This window comes from Rothia amarae, assembly GCF_014705945.2.
GTDB lineage: Bacteria > Actinomycetota > Actinomycetes > Actinomycetales > Micrococcaceae > Rothia > Rothia amarae.
Map to the genome: position 1 here is coordinate 1,973,453 of NZ_CP061538.1, position 15,781 is coordinate 1,989,233.

A 15,781-nucleotide genomic window follows, 5' to 3' on the forward strand; every position below is an offset into this window, starting at 1 on the left:
CGTTACCGGCGGCGATGCGCCACGCCGCTACCTTTTCGAGCTCCACCAGGCTTTGATGCGTTCGTCCGTGCAGAAGAATGATTCCCCCGCACGTGCTTTGGCTTCGCGGGTTTTTCTTCAAGGAGCAGAGACAGCGCTATGCGGCCACGCTGGGCGTTAACCTCAGTCACCCGCACTTTCACGACGTCGCCAGAGCGCACAATCTTGTGCGGATCATCCACGTAGCCGGTACTCATCTGCGAGATGTGCACCAGTCCATCCTGGTGTACTCCGATATCCACGAAGGCGCCAAAGGCAGCCACATTTGAAACCGTTCCTTCAAGAATCATACCGACGGCGACGTCGTCAATCGTCTCGACGCCGGGGGTGAATTCGGCGGTCTGGAAGTCCGGCCGGGGATCACGCCCGGGTCGTTCGAGTTCGGCAAAAATATCGCGTACCGTGGGCAGCCCAAAACGTTCGCTCACATAATCTTCAGGCTTCAACTGAGCCAGTTTCTCAGCGGAAACCGAGCTGCCTTGCATCCCTCCGGCGTCATGTACGATAGCGCGAGCGAGATCGTAGGCTTCGGGGTGAACGCCTGAGGCGTCGAGGGGCTCGGAGCCATCTGCAATGCGAATAAACCCGGCAGCCTGTTCGAATGCTTTAGGGCCAAGACGGGGAACTTTCAAGAGATCCTGGCGGGTGGAAAAAGCACCATTTTCCTCACGGAACTTCACGATTGCCTCACTGGTGGTGGCGTTGATACCCGCTACATGTGAGAGCAGGGCGGGAGAGGCAGAATTGACCCACACGCCTACCGCATTCACACAATCTTCCACGGTGGCATCCAGAGATTTGGCAAGGATGTTTCCCGGTATATCGTGCTGATACTGACCCACTCCAATAGACTGCGGGTCGATTTTTACCAGCTCAGCCAAGGGGTCTTGTAAACGGCGGGCGATAGATACCGCCCCGCGTAAAGAGACATCCATGTCGGGTAGTTCTTCGGTGGCTAGTGCAGATGCCGAATACACGGATGCACCGGCTTCAGACACCGTTACTTTCTGTACACCGTCATTCCCCTGTTGCGCCAGCCGTTTGAGGAGATCACCCGCCAAGCGGTCTGTATCGCGCGAAGCGGTGCCGTTTCCAATGGAGAGCAGTTCTACCTTAAACTCACGCACCATCGTTTCTAGCTGGTCCAGCGCCTCATCCCAGCGGTTTTGGGGGGCATGCGGATAGATGACAGCCGTATCTAGTACCGCGCCGGTAGGAGAGACCACCGCAATTTTGACGCCGGTGCGAAGCCCCGGATCCAGACCCAGCACGGTGCGGTTGCCCGCCGGTGCAGCCAGCAATAAATCACGCAGATTGGAGGCGAAAACTGCCGCCGCGTCCTTTTCTGCGCGCTCGGTGAGTTGGGTACGCAGGTCGGCAGCAAGGCGGGGCAAAACTTTTTGCCGCCATGCCGAGCGAACGGTAGCGGCAAGCCAGCCCAAAACGCGTTCGTCATCTGAGACCGTATTCAGAATCTGCACGGGAATGCCCAGGGCAAATGCCACCGCCGATTCGAAGGACGCGCGGGCGGTCTCATATCCTTCGGTGAGGTTTTGATGGCGGGCTAAAGCTTCACCCTTGAGCCCGGTTTTAGGGCCGGGAACCTCTGCCACATCTACGGTGACTTTGACTTCCCCGGACTTTTCAGCCCGCATGAGGGCCATCAACCGGTGCGAAGGAATCTTACGGATTCTCTCGGAAAAATCATAGTAATCGGAAAATTTGCTGGTCTCTTGTGCCAGCACAGTGCGGTGGCTCGGCACCACCTTTGAGGTAATTACTCCGGTGTTCCAGAGTTTTTCTCGCAGCTCGTCCATGAGTTCGTGGTCGTAGACGGCGTATTCATGCAAGATAGCGCGGGCACCAGCGAGGGCAGTTTCAGTATCGGGTACTGCTGTGTCGTCCGGTGCGCCCTTTTCTGCAGGGTGAATGTAAGCGGCAGCGATATCGTGCAAATCTGCCAGCGGAACTTCTAACAAATCGTCCACTAGAGGCTCTAATCCAGCTTCCAACGCTATCTGCGCTTTGGTTCGCCGCGCCACTTTGTAGGGAGCGTAGAGCGATTCCAATTCATTCTTGGTGGACGCCGCCAATACTGATGCCTTCAGCGAGGGTTCGAGCACACCCCGCTCGGTGAGCAACTGTAAGATACTTGAACGCCGGTCTTCAAGCTCTCGCAAGTACCCCAGGCGATCTTGGAGCAAGCGAAGCTGGACGTCACTCAGCCCACCGGTTTTTTCCTTGCGGTAGCGAGCGATGAAGGGCACCGTAGCACCAGAATCGAGCAGCTCAATTACTGCGCGAACGCTGGAGAGTTCCACTCCCAGTTCGCCGGTGAGCGCGCTCTCAATTTGATGCAAAACGGTGCTGGCTGATGTCATACCTCTAGTTTCTCATTAGAGGGGATTCCCCGCTAATCGAAGGGGAAGGCTTATTCAAGTAATAGAACTACTTATGATTGAAGCCCTCAACTGAGCGGACTACATTTGAAAAGATACATTATTTTCAATCGGAGTCATTTCGTGATTGCATGTAGTGTTCTTTAACTGACTTTAGAAAGTAGCTACCTACCGTGAATGAATCGGATTCATACGAGAAGTTTGTTGAAAACTACTCAGATCTCCTGGACCAGCTGGTTCGGGCGGGGTGGACTCCCGGCGAAGCATACAGTCGTTTTACTACCCTCTTTCCCGAGGTAAACCCTGACTTTGTGCATAAAGCTATTAATTCCGGTCGCTGGACTTTCATAGGTCGCAAGGAGAATCTACTCAATAATGTGATGATGGCAGCGGCTCTCTGGTATGCCGTAGCAGTCACCCACGATCTTGATCCTGAACCTGAGTACACCGCGGTTCACCTTGACCCTGTAATTGTTCAGGATTTATCCCGTCTCTTTACTACTGCAGGGGTAGATGCTCAAAAGATCGCTTCTATCATGAGCCGCTGTGGCGCCACGTTGAAGCACCTGGCAGAAAACCCCTATATTCGCTTAGACGAGGTTACCTACGACGATTTCCTCGAAGACTTACCCGCCGAGGTTCAGGGAATCTCAGATGATGTCTTTCTCTGGCCCCCGCAACGCTCGATCATCGAAGATCGTCTGGGTGAGGGAAATTTTTCTCAGGCACTTTTGCGGGTTGGAATTTGCCCTCCTGACTTGGAAGAACTCGGCATGAGCGTTTCTGCTTCAGCAGTCAGCGATCGTGCTTTTCGCAACGCCTTAGGGGAGTTCCTTAGTTACTGCATTCGCTATGACCGTAACCCCACTGTTCTGCTGTACGGTAGCTGGGCTGTGGCTCGCAATCAGATAGGCAGAGCACCCCTGGTCGGTGCAGTGCGCGCCAAATACGGTTCCTGGCATCGGGCGCTGAAACTTGGACGTCGCATGGTCAACGATGCTCTGCAGATGAGCCATGCTAAGGCTGTGCCCGCGCGTCCGGTGGAGTCCTATACCTCTTCAGAGTCCGCTCCGCTCCGCATTGAAGATTTGAAGGCGCAGGGTATCGGGGTGGTGCAACAAGCACCGCATAACCCCCATGAGGTAGAACGTCAGGCATGGAAGTCTCTCACCAACGTTCTCTTCGCCAGATTAAGAGAACTTCCCTGGAACCAGACTCTACGAGTTTATTACCTCACCCCGGGGTCAATTGCCGCAGGTGATTACACCCCCTACGTCAGCATTTTGCGCTCCCCCGGCGGGTACCTGTGCGAGATTACAGATTCTAACGATTTCTCAATGCGCAAAGAGGAATACAACATTGAGTATTTGCGAGAGCAAGGTTGGGGTGAGCCGAGCGAAGGAACTCTCACCTGGTCCCAGAATTTCTTTGACTCCTCTGCTGCTGCCGAGCACATTATTCGCGCCATGCGAGAGGGTCTGCACTGTGAACGCCCCGATTATTTCCAGTCTGATGACCCCACTAATTCCTCTCGTACTCATGTAGTGGATCCTACGACCGGGTCTGTTCCGATGGTTCCTGCCCAGTTCATCGAGGATTCGACTACTCGAATCAGCGTACAATCTGAGCTGAACGACTAAGTGGCACGCAGAAGACTTAGATCAAAGAAGCTCCCCCTCAAAGTTCGTTTTTACCTCAGCCTGATTTTCCTAGCAATCCTTGTGGTTGCGGGCATTTTTTGGTGGGGTAAGAACGGCTGGGACTGGGACGCCGCCGTCGATGCCTTGCGCCCCGCTGGTACGCCCGTCAGCACAGGTTTTGCTCATAGCGGGATATCAACCTACTCCACAGCGTCAGATGTCTTAGGCACCTTAGAAGTTCGCCAGCCCGGTGAGGTAACGGGATATTCGCGGGAGATGTTTGGCAAAGCATGGTCAGATGTGGATGGTAACGGCTGCGATCAGCGCAACGATGTGCTCACCCGCGATCTGCAGAATCTCAAGCGCAACGAGAACTGCAAGGTCGTTTCAGGCACTTTAGTTGATCCTTACACCGGCTCCTCGGTAGATTTCACGCGCGGTGAGCAGACCAGCCAGTTGGTTCCCATCGACCACGTAGTAGCACTATCAAATGCCTGGCAAACAGGCGCCACTTTGCTGAGTGAGTCTCAGCGAGCGCAGTTGGGCAATGATCCGCTGAACCTTCAAGCAACCACCAGCGCAGCAAATAGGGAGAAGTCCGATGCCGACGCCGCACATTGGCTTCCTCAACGTGGCTACCAGTGTGAGTACGTGGGGCGTCAGGTGTCCGTCAAAGCAGCTTACGGTCTCTGGGTCACGCCTACCGAGAAGCAGGCAATGGAGCGGGTTCTCAAAACCTGTCCTGAGCAACCCGCTTACCGTTCAAACGTCAAAAAATAAGATCATCGAACATGGACGCCGTCTTGCGCTTTAGAAGCGCAAGACGGCGTCCTGATTCGTATATCTCACCTTGGCGGATAAGAGCCTAACAACTTATAGTGTTTTGTCTTTTTCGCGAGGAGGAACAATATCTAGTGCCTGGGTGCGTTCAAGCTTAGCCTTCTCTTGCAAACGTGCGGAGTTGGGGTTGCGGCGAACGATTGCCCAGCCAATAGCCAAAATGATGAACCATCCGGGCATTGTAAACAGTGCAATCCGGGTATCTTGGAACAGAGCCAACACAATAATCATGGCGATGAAGAATGCCAGGGTTACATAAGCTGCTCCCACACCACCGGGCATCTTGTAGCTGGAAGCTGCGTGACGCTCAGGGAACTGTTTGCGGTAGGAAATGTAGGAAATGAGAATCATTGCCCAGTTGAAGATTGCCAGAATAGCGGCCACAGTGGTCACCAAGGTAAATGCACCAATCACTGAGTCACCCGAGTAAAGCAGAATGATGGATGAGAGAAGCAATACGGAGGTGAGGAATAGTGCGTTACGAGGTACACCGTTCTTACTAAGGAGAGCAAACACTTTGGGGGCGGAGCCTTCTTCTGCAAGACCGTAGACCATACGAGAGGTGGAGAAGATACCGGAGTTAGCCGAGGACGCTGCAGAGGTGAGAACCACGAAGTTCACTACCGATGCCGCGGCACCAAAGCCAGCCAAGCTGAACATGGAGACGAAGGGGCTATTCTCAGGAACAATCTTGGTCCAGGGAGTCACCATGAGAATTACTGCCAGAGTCAGGACGTAGAAGAGAATAATACGAACGGGGACGGCATTAATTGCCTTAGGCAAAGTGGTGTAAGGATCTTTGGTTTCTGCAGAAGTTGTACCTACAAGTTCAGAACCCAGGAAGGCGAACAGCGCAATCTGGAAAGCACCGAGAAAGCCCATAGCGCCCTTGGGGAACCATCCGCCGTGTTCCCAGAGGTTGGATACGCGTGCGGTGTCGCCGTTTTCGGGAGTGAAAGCGGTGGCAACCATGATGCCACCGACAATAATGAGTGCAAGAATTGCAACAATCTTAATAATGGCGAACCAGAACTCGATTTCACCGAAGTTCTTTACCGAAGGTAGGTTCAGCGCGAGAAGCAAACCGATAATAACTAGCGCTGGTAGGAAGAGGGGAACATCTTCCCACCAGAATTTCACGTAGCCAGTAATTGCAATAACGTCCGCTACTGCAGTAACAACCCACATAAACCAGTAGGACCATCCGACAAAGAACCCGGCACCGGGACCAAGAATGTCGGATGCGAAGTCTGAGAAAGACTTATAAGACAAATTAGATAGGAGAAGCTCACCCATAGCGCGCAGAACCATAAAGATCGCCGCGCCGATAATGATGTAAACGAAAAGAATGGATGAACCGGTTAGGCTAATAGTTTTGCCTGAGCCCATGAACAGACCGGTACCGATTGCACCACCGATTGCAATGAGCTGGATATGGCGGTTACTGAGACCTCTTTGTAGCGAGCCGTCTGATTCAACTTCAGCGACGTCGTTCTGTGCGTGACTGGGCACGTTACCTCCAGAATGTATGTAAACCGTCTAGTTACGCATGGGGAAAACGGGAGTTTCTTCCGGTTGCAGATTGCGTAACACAGTGGTCCTAGTTACATCACAGATTAGACGAATTTCCCAGACGTTGCCAACCTCAAAGACTCAAAAAGGTGTATTTCTCATGATGTGGCACAACTTAAAGATTCCTCATTTTGCGCCCCAATCAACACCATAAGATGGCATACACTGTAAGTACGCTTATAAAATTTTGAAATTAGGAGTAATAATGTCTTTTCTTTCAAACGTTGCACTTCGCTCTACTACCGGTGCCTTCATTTTGAATTCAGGCCTGGGCAAGCTCAATGCTGACGAAGAAACCTATAAGTGGTTGCAGGATATGGGTTCTAAAGCTGTACCTAGCTTGTCCACCCTCTCCCCCACTACTTTCGGGAAGGGTCTCGCTTACTCCGAAATTGCGCTGGGCAGCGCGCTACTTTGCCCCGTAGTTACTGCCAAAATTGCAGGTCTTGGTCTTACCGCATTTTCCGCGGGATTGCTCACCATGTACCTCAACGATGACAGCCTCACCCTCGACGACGGCGTCCGCCCCTCCCAAGAAGGCGTGAGCTACGCCAAGGATATTGCTTTCCTCGGCTCCGGTCTTGCATTGGCTCTCTCGCGCAAAAAGAAGTAAAACGCACCTCGCCCCACGGTTCGCACCAGAGTGTTTTGCCTTACCCTTGCAATATTTTTCACGAATGTAGGTGCTCTTGAATTATTTTCCGTGTAAAGTCTTTTCTTGAAAACAAACCTTATTCTGAAAGGAAAATGACATGTCATTTCTCTCCAATCTTGCATTGCGCTCCACCACTGGCGCCCTCATCCTGAACTCCGGCATCGGCAAGCTCGGCATGGACGAAGGCACCTACGGCTACCTCCAGCAGATGGCTAAGGTAGGCGTTCCCCAGGTTGAGAAGCTTTCCGCTAACACCTTCGGCAAGTCACTTGCTTACGGCGAAACCGCTTTGGGTGCAGCACTCCTTCTTCCCGTTATTCCCGCAAAGCTCGCTGGCTTGGGTCTGACCGTATTCTCCGCTGGCATGCTCACTATGTACTTCGGTGACGAAAACATGACCATGGAAGACGGCATCCGCCCCTCCCAGGAAGGCACTGCGCTGGCTAAGGACTTCGTTCTTCTCGGCGCTGGCTTGGCTCTGCTTCTTTCCAAGAAGAAGAAGTAATAACTTTTTGTTGACTGAATGCTCTGTTGCTCTTTGAGCGGCAGAGCATTTTTTGTGCTTTAAACTAGAGAGGTTGTTCCCGGGTGGTGCTTTGAGTTTCCGCAGGTACCCGGCATATTAAAGGAGAATCCCTTATGGAAACCAATAAGCAAAAGGCAGATTTTGCGGCTCAAGAAGAGTTGCGCGAGCAGGGTATTGAGCCTACCGAGCAAGAAACTCCCGAAAAGTTTCACCGGCAGCCACTCTCGTTTGTCCGTCGTGGCGATCGACTCACCGGACGCCGCTTGAAGGCGTGGGAAGATTTCTCCCCTACCCATGTGTTGGATTTGCCGCGCCTTTTGACCGACACATCGGTGGCACCCGAGGCTGAGTTCGATGCCGAAAAAATTTATGGTCGCACCGCTCCCCTGACCGTGGAGGTTGGCTCCGGCTTAGGTGAGGCGATTGTTCATCGCGCGGCGCAGCAGCCTGAGCGTAACTTTTTGGCGGTTGAGGTTTACACTCCCGGCATTGCAGATTTGTTGCGCAAAATGGCGGCAGAGGGTGTGGAGAACGTACGGGTGGCACAGGCAAATGCACCAGAGCTTTTGGACAACATGTTTGATGAAGACTCTATTGATGAGCTGTGGGTTTTCTTCCCGGACCCCTGGCATAAGACTCGCCACCATAAACGCCGCCTGATTTCACCGGAATTCGCCGATAAGGTAGCTCGCGTCTTGAAGCCCGGTGCTACCTGGCGTTTAGCAACCGACTGGGAAGAATACGCGATTGTAATGCGAGACGTTTTGGATGCTCACCCCGATTTCGAAAACCTGCACTCTGGTGAGGGCGCTACCGAGCAGGATCCTGCTGGCGGCTGGGCTCCCCGATGGGACGGTCGCGTGCTGACATCGTTTGAGCGCAAAGCCGGCGAAGCTGGACGGCGGGCCCACGACCTGACGTATCGACGTCGCTAATTTAACGAGCAAGGGTCACTAAATCCGTAGAAGGGCACTTATTTCAGTGCCCTTCTACGGATTTAGTGACCCAGAGGAGTTCACGCTTTAAGGCAGACGGCGTCGTCGAGCTACAGCAGGACTACTTCGACAAGTCGAACCACTCGCCGCCGGCATTACCGTAGTCATTGTTTACATATTCAGGATGAGAGTTCACGACCGTACTATTGCCGACATAAATAGAGTTACCGCGACTAATCTGCGGCTGGTTACCAGAAATAGGATGCACGCGAAAGACTTTAGGATAAGCCCAGGCAGTACCTAGGATCACCTGAACGGCAACAAACAATAAAACTGCATCAGAAAATATCATGGGGGAACAATCTGCTGGAAAAATGGGGGATGTCGATTGGGGGGAAATCAACACCTATTTAGTTTACACGTAAAGTAAATATTTTCAATTATTTCCAGTAGATTTCCATCACAGCGAGAATTTATTTGCCTCCGCGATTAGGGCGATATAGAACTACTGCCTGCGAACGAGGCTTACCCGCCGGGCGCTTACCGCGCGCCAAATGCACTACCTCACCGCGCGACCCCGCAGCGAAGACCCGCGAGGATTCCGCCAACTTAGCATGTGCGACGTCCAGCTCCTGCGCCATCTCCTGCATACGAGCATGCATCTCATCCAACTGATTCTGCAAGCCCATAATGCGCTTAATACCCTCTAAAGAAACGCCTGCCTGCGAAAGATCCTGTATTTCCTGCAGCTTCTCGACGTCCCGTTGCGAGTAACGACGGGCGCGCCCCGGAGCACGCGACGGCTCAACCAGACCCATGCGATCATACTGGCGTAAAGTCTGGGGGTGCATACCCGCAAGCTCAGCAGCAATCGAAATAACGTAAACCGGTCGGTCTGATCCTAAAGCCATCTGTTACTGCGCCGCCTTCCTCATCAAATCGCTGCGAACATCCCCTTGAGGAGCCAGCTTCAAGAACTCAGCAAATGCAGTTTTCGCCTCATCCGTGAGATTCTGAGGTAGCTCAACTTCAGGGATAACAATCAAGTTGCCGGTGCCCTTTGCTGTCTTAAACCCGCGGGCTTTGGCGCGCATCTTTTGGCCTGCTGGAGCACCTGCCTGCAAACGTAATTTCACGCTCTTACCGTCGGGAGTAGGTACTTCGAGTACGGCGCCCTCCACGGCTTCCTGCAAGGAAACAGGAACATGAACCACTACGTCGTTGCCATCGCGCTCAAAAACAGGGTGCGAATCAACAAATACGTGAAGTATCAAATCTCCAGCACCGCCGGGACCTTGTTGCCCTTTGCCCCGCAGTTTCAGCTTCTGACCATCTTTGACCCCCGAGGGAATACGAATCTTAGTCGTTGCTCCCGACGGCAAGGTCACTGATCGTTCGGTACCGTTGAAGGAATCCTTGAATGAGATACGAGCATTTGCCTCAACGTCGGCACCCTTGCGAGGAGCCTGCTGGAAGCCGCCGCCAAAGTTGGAGCCACCACCAAAGCCGCCGAGCCCTCCGGCGCCACCACCGAACATTCCACCGAGCAAATCCTCAATGTTAATGTTTTGACCACCGCCGGACTGGCTAAAGTGAACGTTTTGCCCGCCGGGGAACCCTCCCCCGAAGCCACCGGGGAATCCGCCACCCTGGGCGCCAGCAAAACCAGCGGCACCGTACTTGCGGATCTGGTCGTATTCCTCGCGATCCTTCTTATCAGACAGGACGTCGTAAGCCTCAGCTACTTCTTTGAACTTCCGCTCTGCCTCGGCATCTCCAGGGTGTTGGTCGGGGTGATACTTGCGCGCTAGCTTGCGGTAAGCCTTTTTGATGTCTGCATCGGAGGCGTCTTCAGCTACCCCCAGCACCTTATAAAAATCTTGATTAAGCCAGTTTTCACTTGCCATCGAACGCCTCCTTATCTCAGCGTAGGTAAATCTCTTTTAAGTCTTCTCAAAAAATATTATTGCTTTTCATAGAATGGGCGGGCTCGAGAACTTCGAGCCCGCCCCAATCTAGCTTGATGGGCTATCTCAGCCCGATTTTATTCAGCAGTAGCAACAGCTACCTGAGCCGAACGCACCACGCGGTCTTTGACCTTGTAGCCGTTCCGCAGAACCATCGACACATGATCGGGTTCAACCTCAGAAGTAGGCTGCTGAAGAACCGCCTCGTGAATCTTCGGATCGAAAGCCTCGCCGACTTCACCGAAACGCTCCATGCCGTGCTTGCCCAAAGTTTCTTCAAGCTTGCGGGCAATGGCGGCAAAGGGACCGTCTTCCAAATCGCCGTGCTGACGAGCGGCATCAATATCATCGATGACTGGAAGGAGCGCGCTCACAAAATCTGCCATCACAAATTCGCGAAGCTGCTCTTTTTCCTTAGCACTGCGATTCTTGAAGTTAGTGAACTCCGCCTGCAAACGTCGAAGATCCTCAAGTCGCTCAGCTGCCAGCTTTTCGTTTTCGTCGACCGAATCCTCCACCGAGGCTTCTTCGGGTGCCGTAGCAGATTCTTCCTCTACTACGGCGTCCTCAGATACACCTTCGGCTTCTGGGTGGCCTTCAGCGGAGGGCGCCTCGAAAGCGTCTTCCAAAGGGTCATTGCCCTGCTGCTCGTTGGTGTTTTCAGCCATGATTAGTTCTTCTTCTCGTCTTCGTCGTCGATTACTTCTGCATCCACTACGTCGTCGTCATCAGCCTGTGCAGAGGAGTCGCCGTTAGCGGCCTCTGCCTGAGCGGAAGCGTAGATAGCCTCGCCCAGTTTAGTCTGGGACTGCTGTAGCTTCTCAAAAGCGGACTTTACTGCGTCGTCGTCGTCACCTTCAAGAGCTGCCTTGACTGCGTCGACGTCGCCCTGAACCTCGGTCTTGACATCCTCGGGAAGCTTGTCGCCATTTTCCTTGATGAGCTTCTCGATGGAGTAAGCGGAAGTCTCAGCCTGGTTGCGGGTCTCAGCAGCTTCACGGCGCGCCTTGTCCTGCTCAGCGTGAGCTTCGGCATCCTTGACCATGCGATCGATGTCATCTTTGGACAGCGAGGTGCCGCCGGTGATAGTCATCGACTGCTCGGTGCCGGTGCCCTTGTCCTTAGCGGATACGTGGACGATACCGTTAGCATCGATATCAAAGGTAACCTCAACCTGAGGAACACCGCGAGGAGCAGGCGCAATACCGGTCAGCTCGAAGGTACCGAGGTTCTTGTTATCGCGAGTGAATTCACGCTCACCCTGGAATACCTGAATCGATACTGAAGGCTGGTTATCCTCAGCGGTAGTGAAGGTTTCACTGCGCTTGGTGGGGATAGCGGTGTTGCGGTCAATCAGCTTGGTCATGACGCCGCCCTTAGTCTCAATGCCGAGAGAAAGCGGGGTAACGTCAATCAGCAGAACATCCTTGCGGTCGCCCTTCAGAACGCCAGCCTGAACAGCTGCACCCATTGCAACAACTTCATCGGGGTTGACGCCCTTGTTGGGTTCGCGGCCACCGGTGAGCTCCTTGACAACCTCAGCCACAGCAGGCATACGGGTTGAACCACCAACGAGAATGACGTGTGCAATCTCGGAGATGGATACTCCGGCTTCCTTGATGACGTCGTTGAAAGGCTTCTTGGTGCGTTCCAACAAGTCTGCAGTCATGTCCTGGAACTTAGCACGGGTCAGCTTCTCGTCCAAGTGAATGGGACCCTCAGGAGTTACCGAGAGGTACTGCAGTGAAATGTTAGTGGAGGTAGCTGAAGAAAGTTCCTTCTTAGCCTGCTCTGCTGCTTCACGCAGACGCTGAAGAGCAATCTTGTCCTTGGAAAGATCTGCGCCGGTCTTGGACTTGACCTGCTCAAGCAGCCAGTCAACGATGCGCTGATCCCAGTCGTCACCACCGAGGCGGTTGTCGCCTGAAGTTGCGCGAACCTGAATGGTGGAGAAGCCGTCTTCGTCCTTACCAACTTCAAGGAGCGAGACGTCGAAAGTACCGCCACCGAGGTCGAATACGAGGATGAGTTCGTCTTCCTTGCCCTTATCCAGGCCGTATGCAAGAGCTGCGGCGGTGGGCTCGTTGACGATACGCAGAACGTTCAGACCCGCGATTTCGCCAGCTTCTTTGGTTGCCTGACGCTCAGCGTCGTTGAAGTATGCAGGAACGGTGATAACCGCATCGGTCACCTTGTCATTCAGGTATGACTCGGCGTCGCCCTTCAGCTTCATCAAAATACGAGCTGAGATTTCCTGGGGGGTGTACTTCTTGCCGTCAATGTCGGTGGTCCAATCAGTGCCCATATGGCGCTTGACGGATGCGATGGTGCGGTCAACGTTAGTGACTGCCTGACGCTTTGCGACGTCACCTACCAAAACTTCGCCGTCTTTGCTGAATGCAACGACGGAGGGGGTGGTGCGAGCGCCTTCTGAGTTTGCAATAACCTCAGGTTCGCCACCTTCAAGTACTGAAACGACCGAGTTGGTGGTACCGAGGTCAATACCTACTGCACGTGCCATGTGTTTTCTCCTTAGTGAGTTCGTATATTTAAATCTTTTGCAAAACCGGCGAGTCTCTAAAGTTGAGTGCTCGTTTCGCTTTTGCCTTGATACAAGTCTCTCATGTTTGGGGAAAATGTCAATAGAGTTGAGTCAGATAAGCTCAACTTTTATTCGTTAAATCATAGCAAGGTAGTATTTTTCGGTCTCAAAACCCTGATTTTGAGCGGTTTTTAGGCAGAAATTAAGAGAATTTCACCCTCAGAGAACATAACCAAAATTGAGTTAATATCGCTCAACTTATTGAAAAGCCACCAAAAGATTGGCCCGCTTTCGCTCCTCTGTGCAGATGCAAAAAGTCCCGTGATCTTTGTGTGGAGATCACGGGACTTTAAGTCGTTCTTCGAACCATCGAAGCAATCTGAAGAGCCTATACCGGGTGCTGCCCCGGCTTCTGCTCCAGGTAAAACCGCTGAACAGATTCGGCTCACAGTAAAATGTGTGTACCGCAAAGACTATACACAGGTTTATCAAGAAATCCTAAGGTATTTTGGTGCAATAGCCACTTGAGTAGGTATTTATTCAAGCCCCTTACGCATTGATTGAAAGAGAGTCTAACGATGTACAAAATTATGACAGTCTGCACCGGCAATATTTGCCGGTCTCCCACCGGGGAATTTCTTCTCAAAGATGCCGCTAAGAAGGCAGGGCTCGACGTCGAAGTCACCTCTTCTGGCATCTCCGATGAAGAACACGGTAACCCAATTGACCGCCGTGCAGCGAAAGTTCTCAATGAGCTCAACATCAATACTTCCGCTCATCGTGCCCAGCAGTTCACCGTGTCCCAGCTCGATGCCCAAGACCTGATTTTGGCGATGGATTTGAACCACTATCGTGCACTCATGCGAATGGCGAGCACCGATGAGCAACGCAAAAAAATCCATCTTATGCGCGAGTTCGACCCTGAAGTTGCAGACCAAGAACACGATTCTTTGGGAATCTACGACCCCTGGTACGGCGGTCAGGAAGACTTCTATACAACTTTTGACATGATTAAAAACGCCGTTCCCGGTGTAATTGACCATGTCAAAAAGGAGATTGAAGACTAAAGGAACAAGGCGGCCCCACAAAAGTACATTCTTCCGGCAAAAGTACAAGCTCGAACGTGTATTTTTGCTGAAATTGTGTACTTTTCTCGTTATTTTCAGGAAGCTGTCATGCGCATTTCATCACCCCAAATCATCGCCGAAGATGATGCAGTCAATCTTTTGCGCGATCACATTTGCGAACGCGCACGTCAGACCAACAAATTGCTCGTCGTGGGTATCGATGGACGCTCGGGCGCCGGCAAAACAACCCTCGCTGCAAATCTTGCGCATTTATTAGGTGCTGACTTTCCGGCTGTCACGCTTTTTCACCTAGAAGATATGTATCAGGGGTGGGAGGGGCTTGCACCTGCTATTGCCGACTGGTCTTCATTAGTTAATCAACTGCGCGAATCTGACTGTGGCACCTGGACTGGATGGGACTGGGAAACGTCAACACCCCTGCCCCGCCAAAAGTTATGTAAAAAGCAAGAACCAGTCGAGCCCGCCATCTTGATTGGCGAGGGCGTGGGTGCTTTCTGCGCCGACATCGATATCACATGCTGGGTCGAACGCCCCGACCACGAACGAAAAGCCGCAGCCCTGGTGCGCGATGGGGAAACCTACCGCCCCTTCTGGGATATATGGGCGCAACAGGAGCAAGAGCTCTTTAAAACCCAGGAACACCACTACTCAACCGCTGATTTCATCATCCGCCAACAGAGTTAGAATAGTGACCATGACAACAGTTGTAATGCTCACCGAAGACCACCCCAACGGTGTTCTGGTAGATGCGTCTAAGCCTCTCATCAACATTGAAGACCAGGGATTGACGCGCGGCGACGGCGTCTTCGAAACCATGCTTGCCGCCAATCGCACAGTACGCAAGCTCGATATGCACCTGAGTCGGCTCACTAATTCTGCCCGCATGTTGGATTTACCGGCCCCCAATCAGAATGCGCTAACCCAGGCGATTGAGCTGGGGCTCAAAGAAGCTGCAGAGGGCCCACAAACGGTGCTGGGCTCCGAAGAACACGTTGTCAAAATTATTATTTCCCGCGGTACTGCCGAGGAAGGTGCTCACAGCTGGATTACTGTAGCTCCAGCGCCGCAATCTACCCTCGAGCAGCGCACAAACGGCGTCAAAGCGCTTACTCTGCCACGCGGGCATGACCCGGCAGAGGAAGGTAGCTACCCCTGGCTTCTCACCGGTGCCAAAACGCTCTCCTACGCGCTCAATATGGCGGTTTTACGCTACGCCAAAAAGCAGGGTGCGGACGACGTCATCTTTGTAACCGATGACCGCCGCATCCTCGAAGGAGCCACCAGCTCGGTTATTGTGGCGCGGGTAAACAACGGGGTTAAGACTCTGCTCACCCCCGAACCTAACCACGGGATTCTGCCCGGCACTACTCAGGGGGCAATTTTCAAGGCAGCGCAGAAAAACGGCTGGGCGCTAGGATTCGGGCCGCTCTATCCCCAGGATTTGTATGAGGCAGACGGCGTATGGCTGACATCCTCTGTTCGTCTACTTGCACCGGTGACCCACCTCAACGGCAATCCCCTACGGCACAACGAGGAGTTCACCGCCGAGCTCTTGGACTACCTCGCCCAGGGGTAGCT

Annotated in this window: 15 protein-coding genes; 8 read left to right on the forward strand and 7 right to left on the reverse strand. The window is 53.0% G+C overall.

Annotated elements, in window-relative coordinates:
• Positions 1–2 precede the first annotated feature (2 nt).
• On the reverse strand, positions 3–2,420 hold the full coding sequence (locus IDM48_RS09230) for a Tex family protein (protein ID WP_068170462.1): 2,418 nt from the start codon (positions 2,418–2,420) through the stop codon (positions 3–5).
• A 191-nt stretch (positions 2,421–2,611) separates the two neighbouring features.
• Between IDM48_RS09230 and IDM48_RS09235 the strand changes: the two genes are divergently transcribed.
• Positions 2,612–4,078, forward strand: coding sequence for a TY-Chap domain-containing protein (locus IDM48_RS09235; RefSeq protein ID WP_190617061.1), 1,467 nt, complete (start codon positions 2,612–2,614; stop codon positions 4,076–4,078).
• Positions 4,079–4,858, forward strand: a complete 780-nt coding sequence (locus IDM48_RS11675) for an HNH endonuclease family protein (protein ID WP_233125995.1) — start codon at positions 4,079–4,081, stop codon at positions 4,856–4,858.
• Between the two features lie 93 nt (positions 4,859–4,951).
• Here the strand turns inward: IDM48_RS11675 and IDM48_RS09245 are convergent, their stop codons facing one another.
• Positions 4,952–6,430 (reverse strand): amino acid permease, encoded by a 1,479-nt coding sequence (locus tag IDM48_RS09245; RefSeq protein WP_145175688.1) that lies wholly within the window; start codon positions 6,428–6,430, stop codon positions 4,952–4,954.
• Between the two features lie 265 nt (positions 6,431–6,695).
• On the opposite strand from IDM48_RS09245, the gene IDM48_RS09250 reads away from it, so the two are divergent.
• The 3 genes from IDM48_RS09250 (at position 6,696) to trmB (ending at position 8,606) form a co-directional block, all read left to right on the forward strand.
• Positions 6,696–7,103 (forward strand): hypothetical protein, encoded by a 408-nt coding sequence (locus IDM48_RS09250; protein ID WP_145175691.1) that lies wholly within the window; start codon positions 6,696–6,698, stop codon positions 7,101–7,103.
• A gap of 139 nt (positions 7,104–7,242) precedes the next feature.
• On the forward strand, positions 7,243–7,650 hold the full coding sequence (locus IDM48_RS09255; RefSeq protein WP_068170486.1) for a hypothetical protein: 408 nt from the start codon (positions 7,243–7,245) through the stop codon (positions 7,648–7,650).
• A 134-nt stretch (positions 7,651–7,784) separates the two neighbouring features.
• Entirely contained in the window at positions 7,785–8,606 is an 822-nt protein-coding gene (gene trmB, locus IDM48_RS09260) for a tRNA (guanosine(46)-N7)-methyltransferase TrmB (RefSeq protein ID WP_083147210.1), read from the forward strand.
• 121 nt (positions 8,607–8,727) lie between these two features.
• Here trmB and IDM48_RS09265 read toward each other — a convergent pair whose 3' ends face one another.
• From IDM48_RS09265 to dnaK, 5 genes are all read right to left on the reverse strand, one after another.
• Entirely contained in the window at positions 8,728–8,958 is a 231-nt protein-coding gene (locus tag IDM48_RS09265; RefSeq protein ID WP_068170488.1) for a hypothetical protein, read from the reverse strand.
• Between the two features lie 121 nt (positions 8,959–9,079).
• Positions 9,080–9,517: a heat shock protein transcriptional repressor HspR gene (locus IDM48_RS09270; RefSeq protein WP_068170493.1), complete on the reverse strand. Its 438-nt coding sequence runs from the start codon at positions 9,515–9,517 to the stop codon at positions 9,080–9,082.
• A gap of 3 nt (positions 9,518–9,520) precedes the next feature.
• Positions 9,521–10,513 carry a DnaJ C-terminal domain-containing protein gene (locus tag IDM48_RS09275; RefSeq protein WP_190617063.1) on the reverse strand — a complete coding sequence of 331 codons (993 nt, stop codon included), beginning with the start codon at positions 10,511–10,513 and terminating at the stop codon, positions 9,521–9,523.
• Between the two features lie 137 nt (positions 10,514–10,650).
• Positions 10,651–11,241 (reverse strand): nucleotide exchange factor GrpE, encoded by a 591-nt coding sequence (locus IDM48_RS09280; RefSeq protein ID WP_190617065.1) that lies wholly within the window; start codon positions 11,239–11,241, stop codon positions 10,651–10,653.
• A 2-nt stretch (positions 11,242–11,243) separates the two neighbouring features.
• Positions 11,244–13,094, reverse strand: coding sequence for a molecular chaperone DnaK (gene dnaK / locus IDM48_RS09285; protein WP_145175700.1), 1,851 nt, complete (start codon positions 13,092–13,094; stop codon positions 11,244–11,246).
• A gap of 599 nt (positions 13,095–13,693) precedes the next feature.
• On the opposite strand from dnaK, the gene IDM48_RS09290 reads away from it, so the two are divergent.
• From IDM48_RS09290 to IDM48_RS09300, 3 genes are all read left to right on the forward strand, one after another.
• A complete protein-coding gene (locus tag IDM48_RS09290; protein WP_190617067.1) occupies positions 13,694–14,182 on the forward strand; it encodes a low molecular weight protein-tyrosine-phosphatase in 489 nt (162 codons plus the stop codon).
• A 108-nt stretch (positions 14,183–14,290) separates the two neighbouring features.
• On the forward strand, positions 14,291–14,887 hold the full coding sequence (locus tag IDM48_RS09295) for a nucleoside/nucleotide kinase family protein (RefSeq protein ID WP_190617069.1): 597 nt from the start codon (positions 14,291–14,293) through the stop codon (positions 14,885–14,887).
• A 10-nt stretch (positions 14,888–14,897) separates the two neighbouring features.
• A complete protein-coding gene (locus tag IDM48_RS09300) occupies positions 14,898–15,779 on the forward strand; it encodes an aminodeoxychorismate lyase (RefSeq protein WP_190617070.1) in 882 nt (293 codons plus the stop codon).
• The last annotated feature ends 2 nt before the right edge of the window (positions 15,780–15,781 follow it).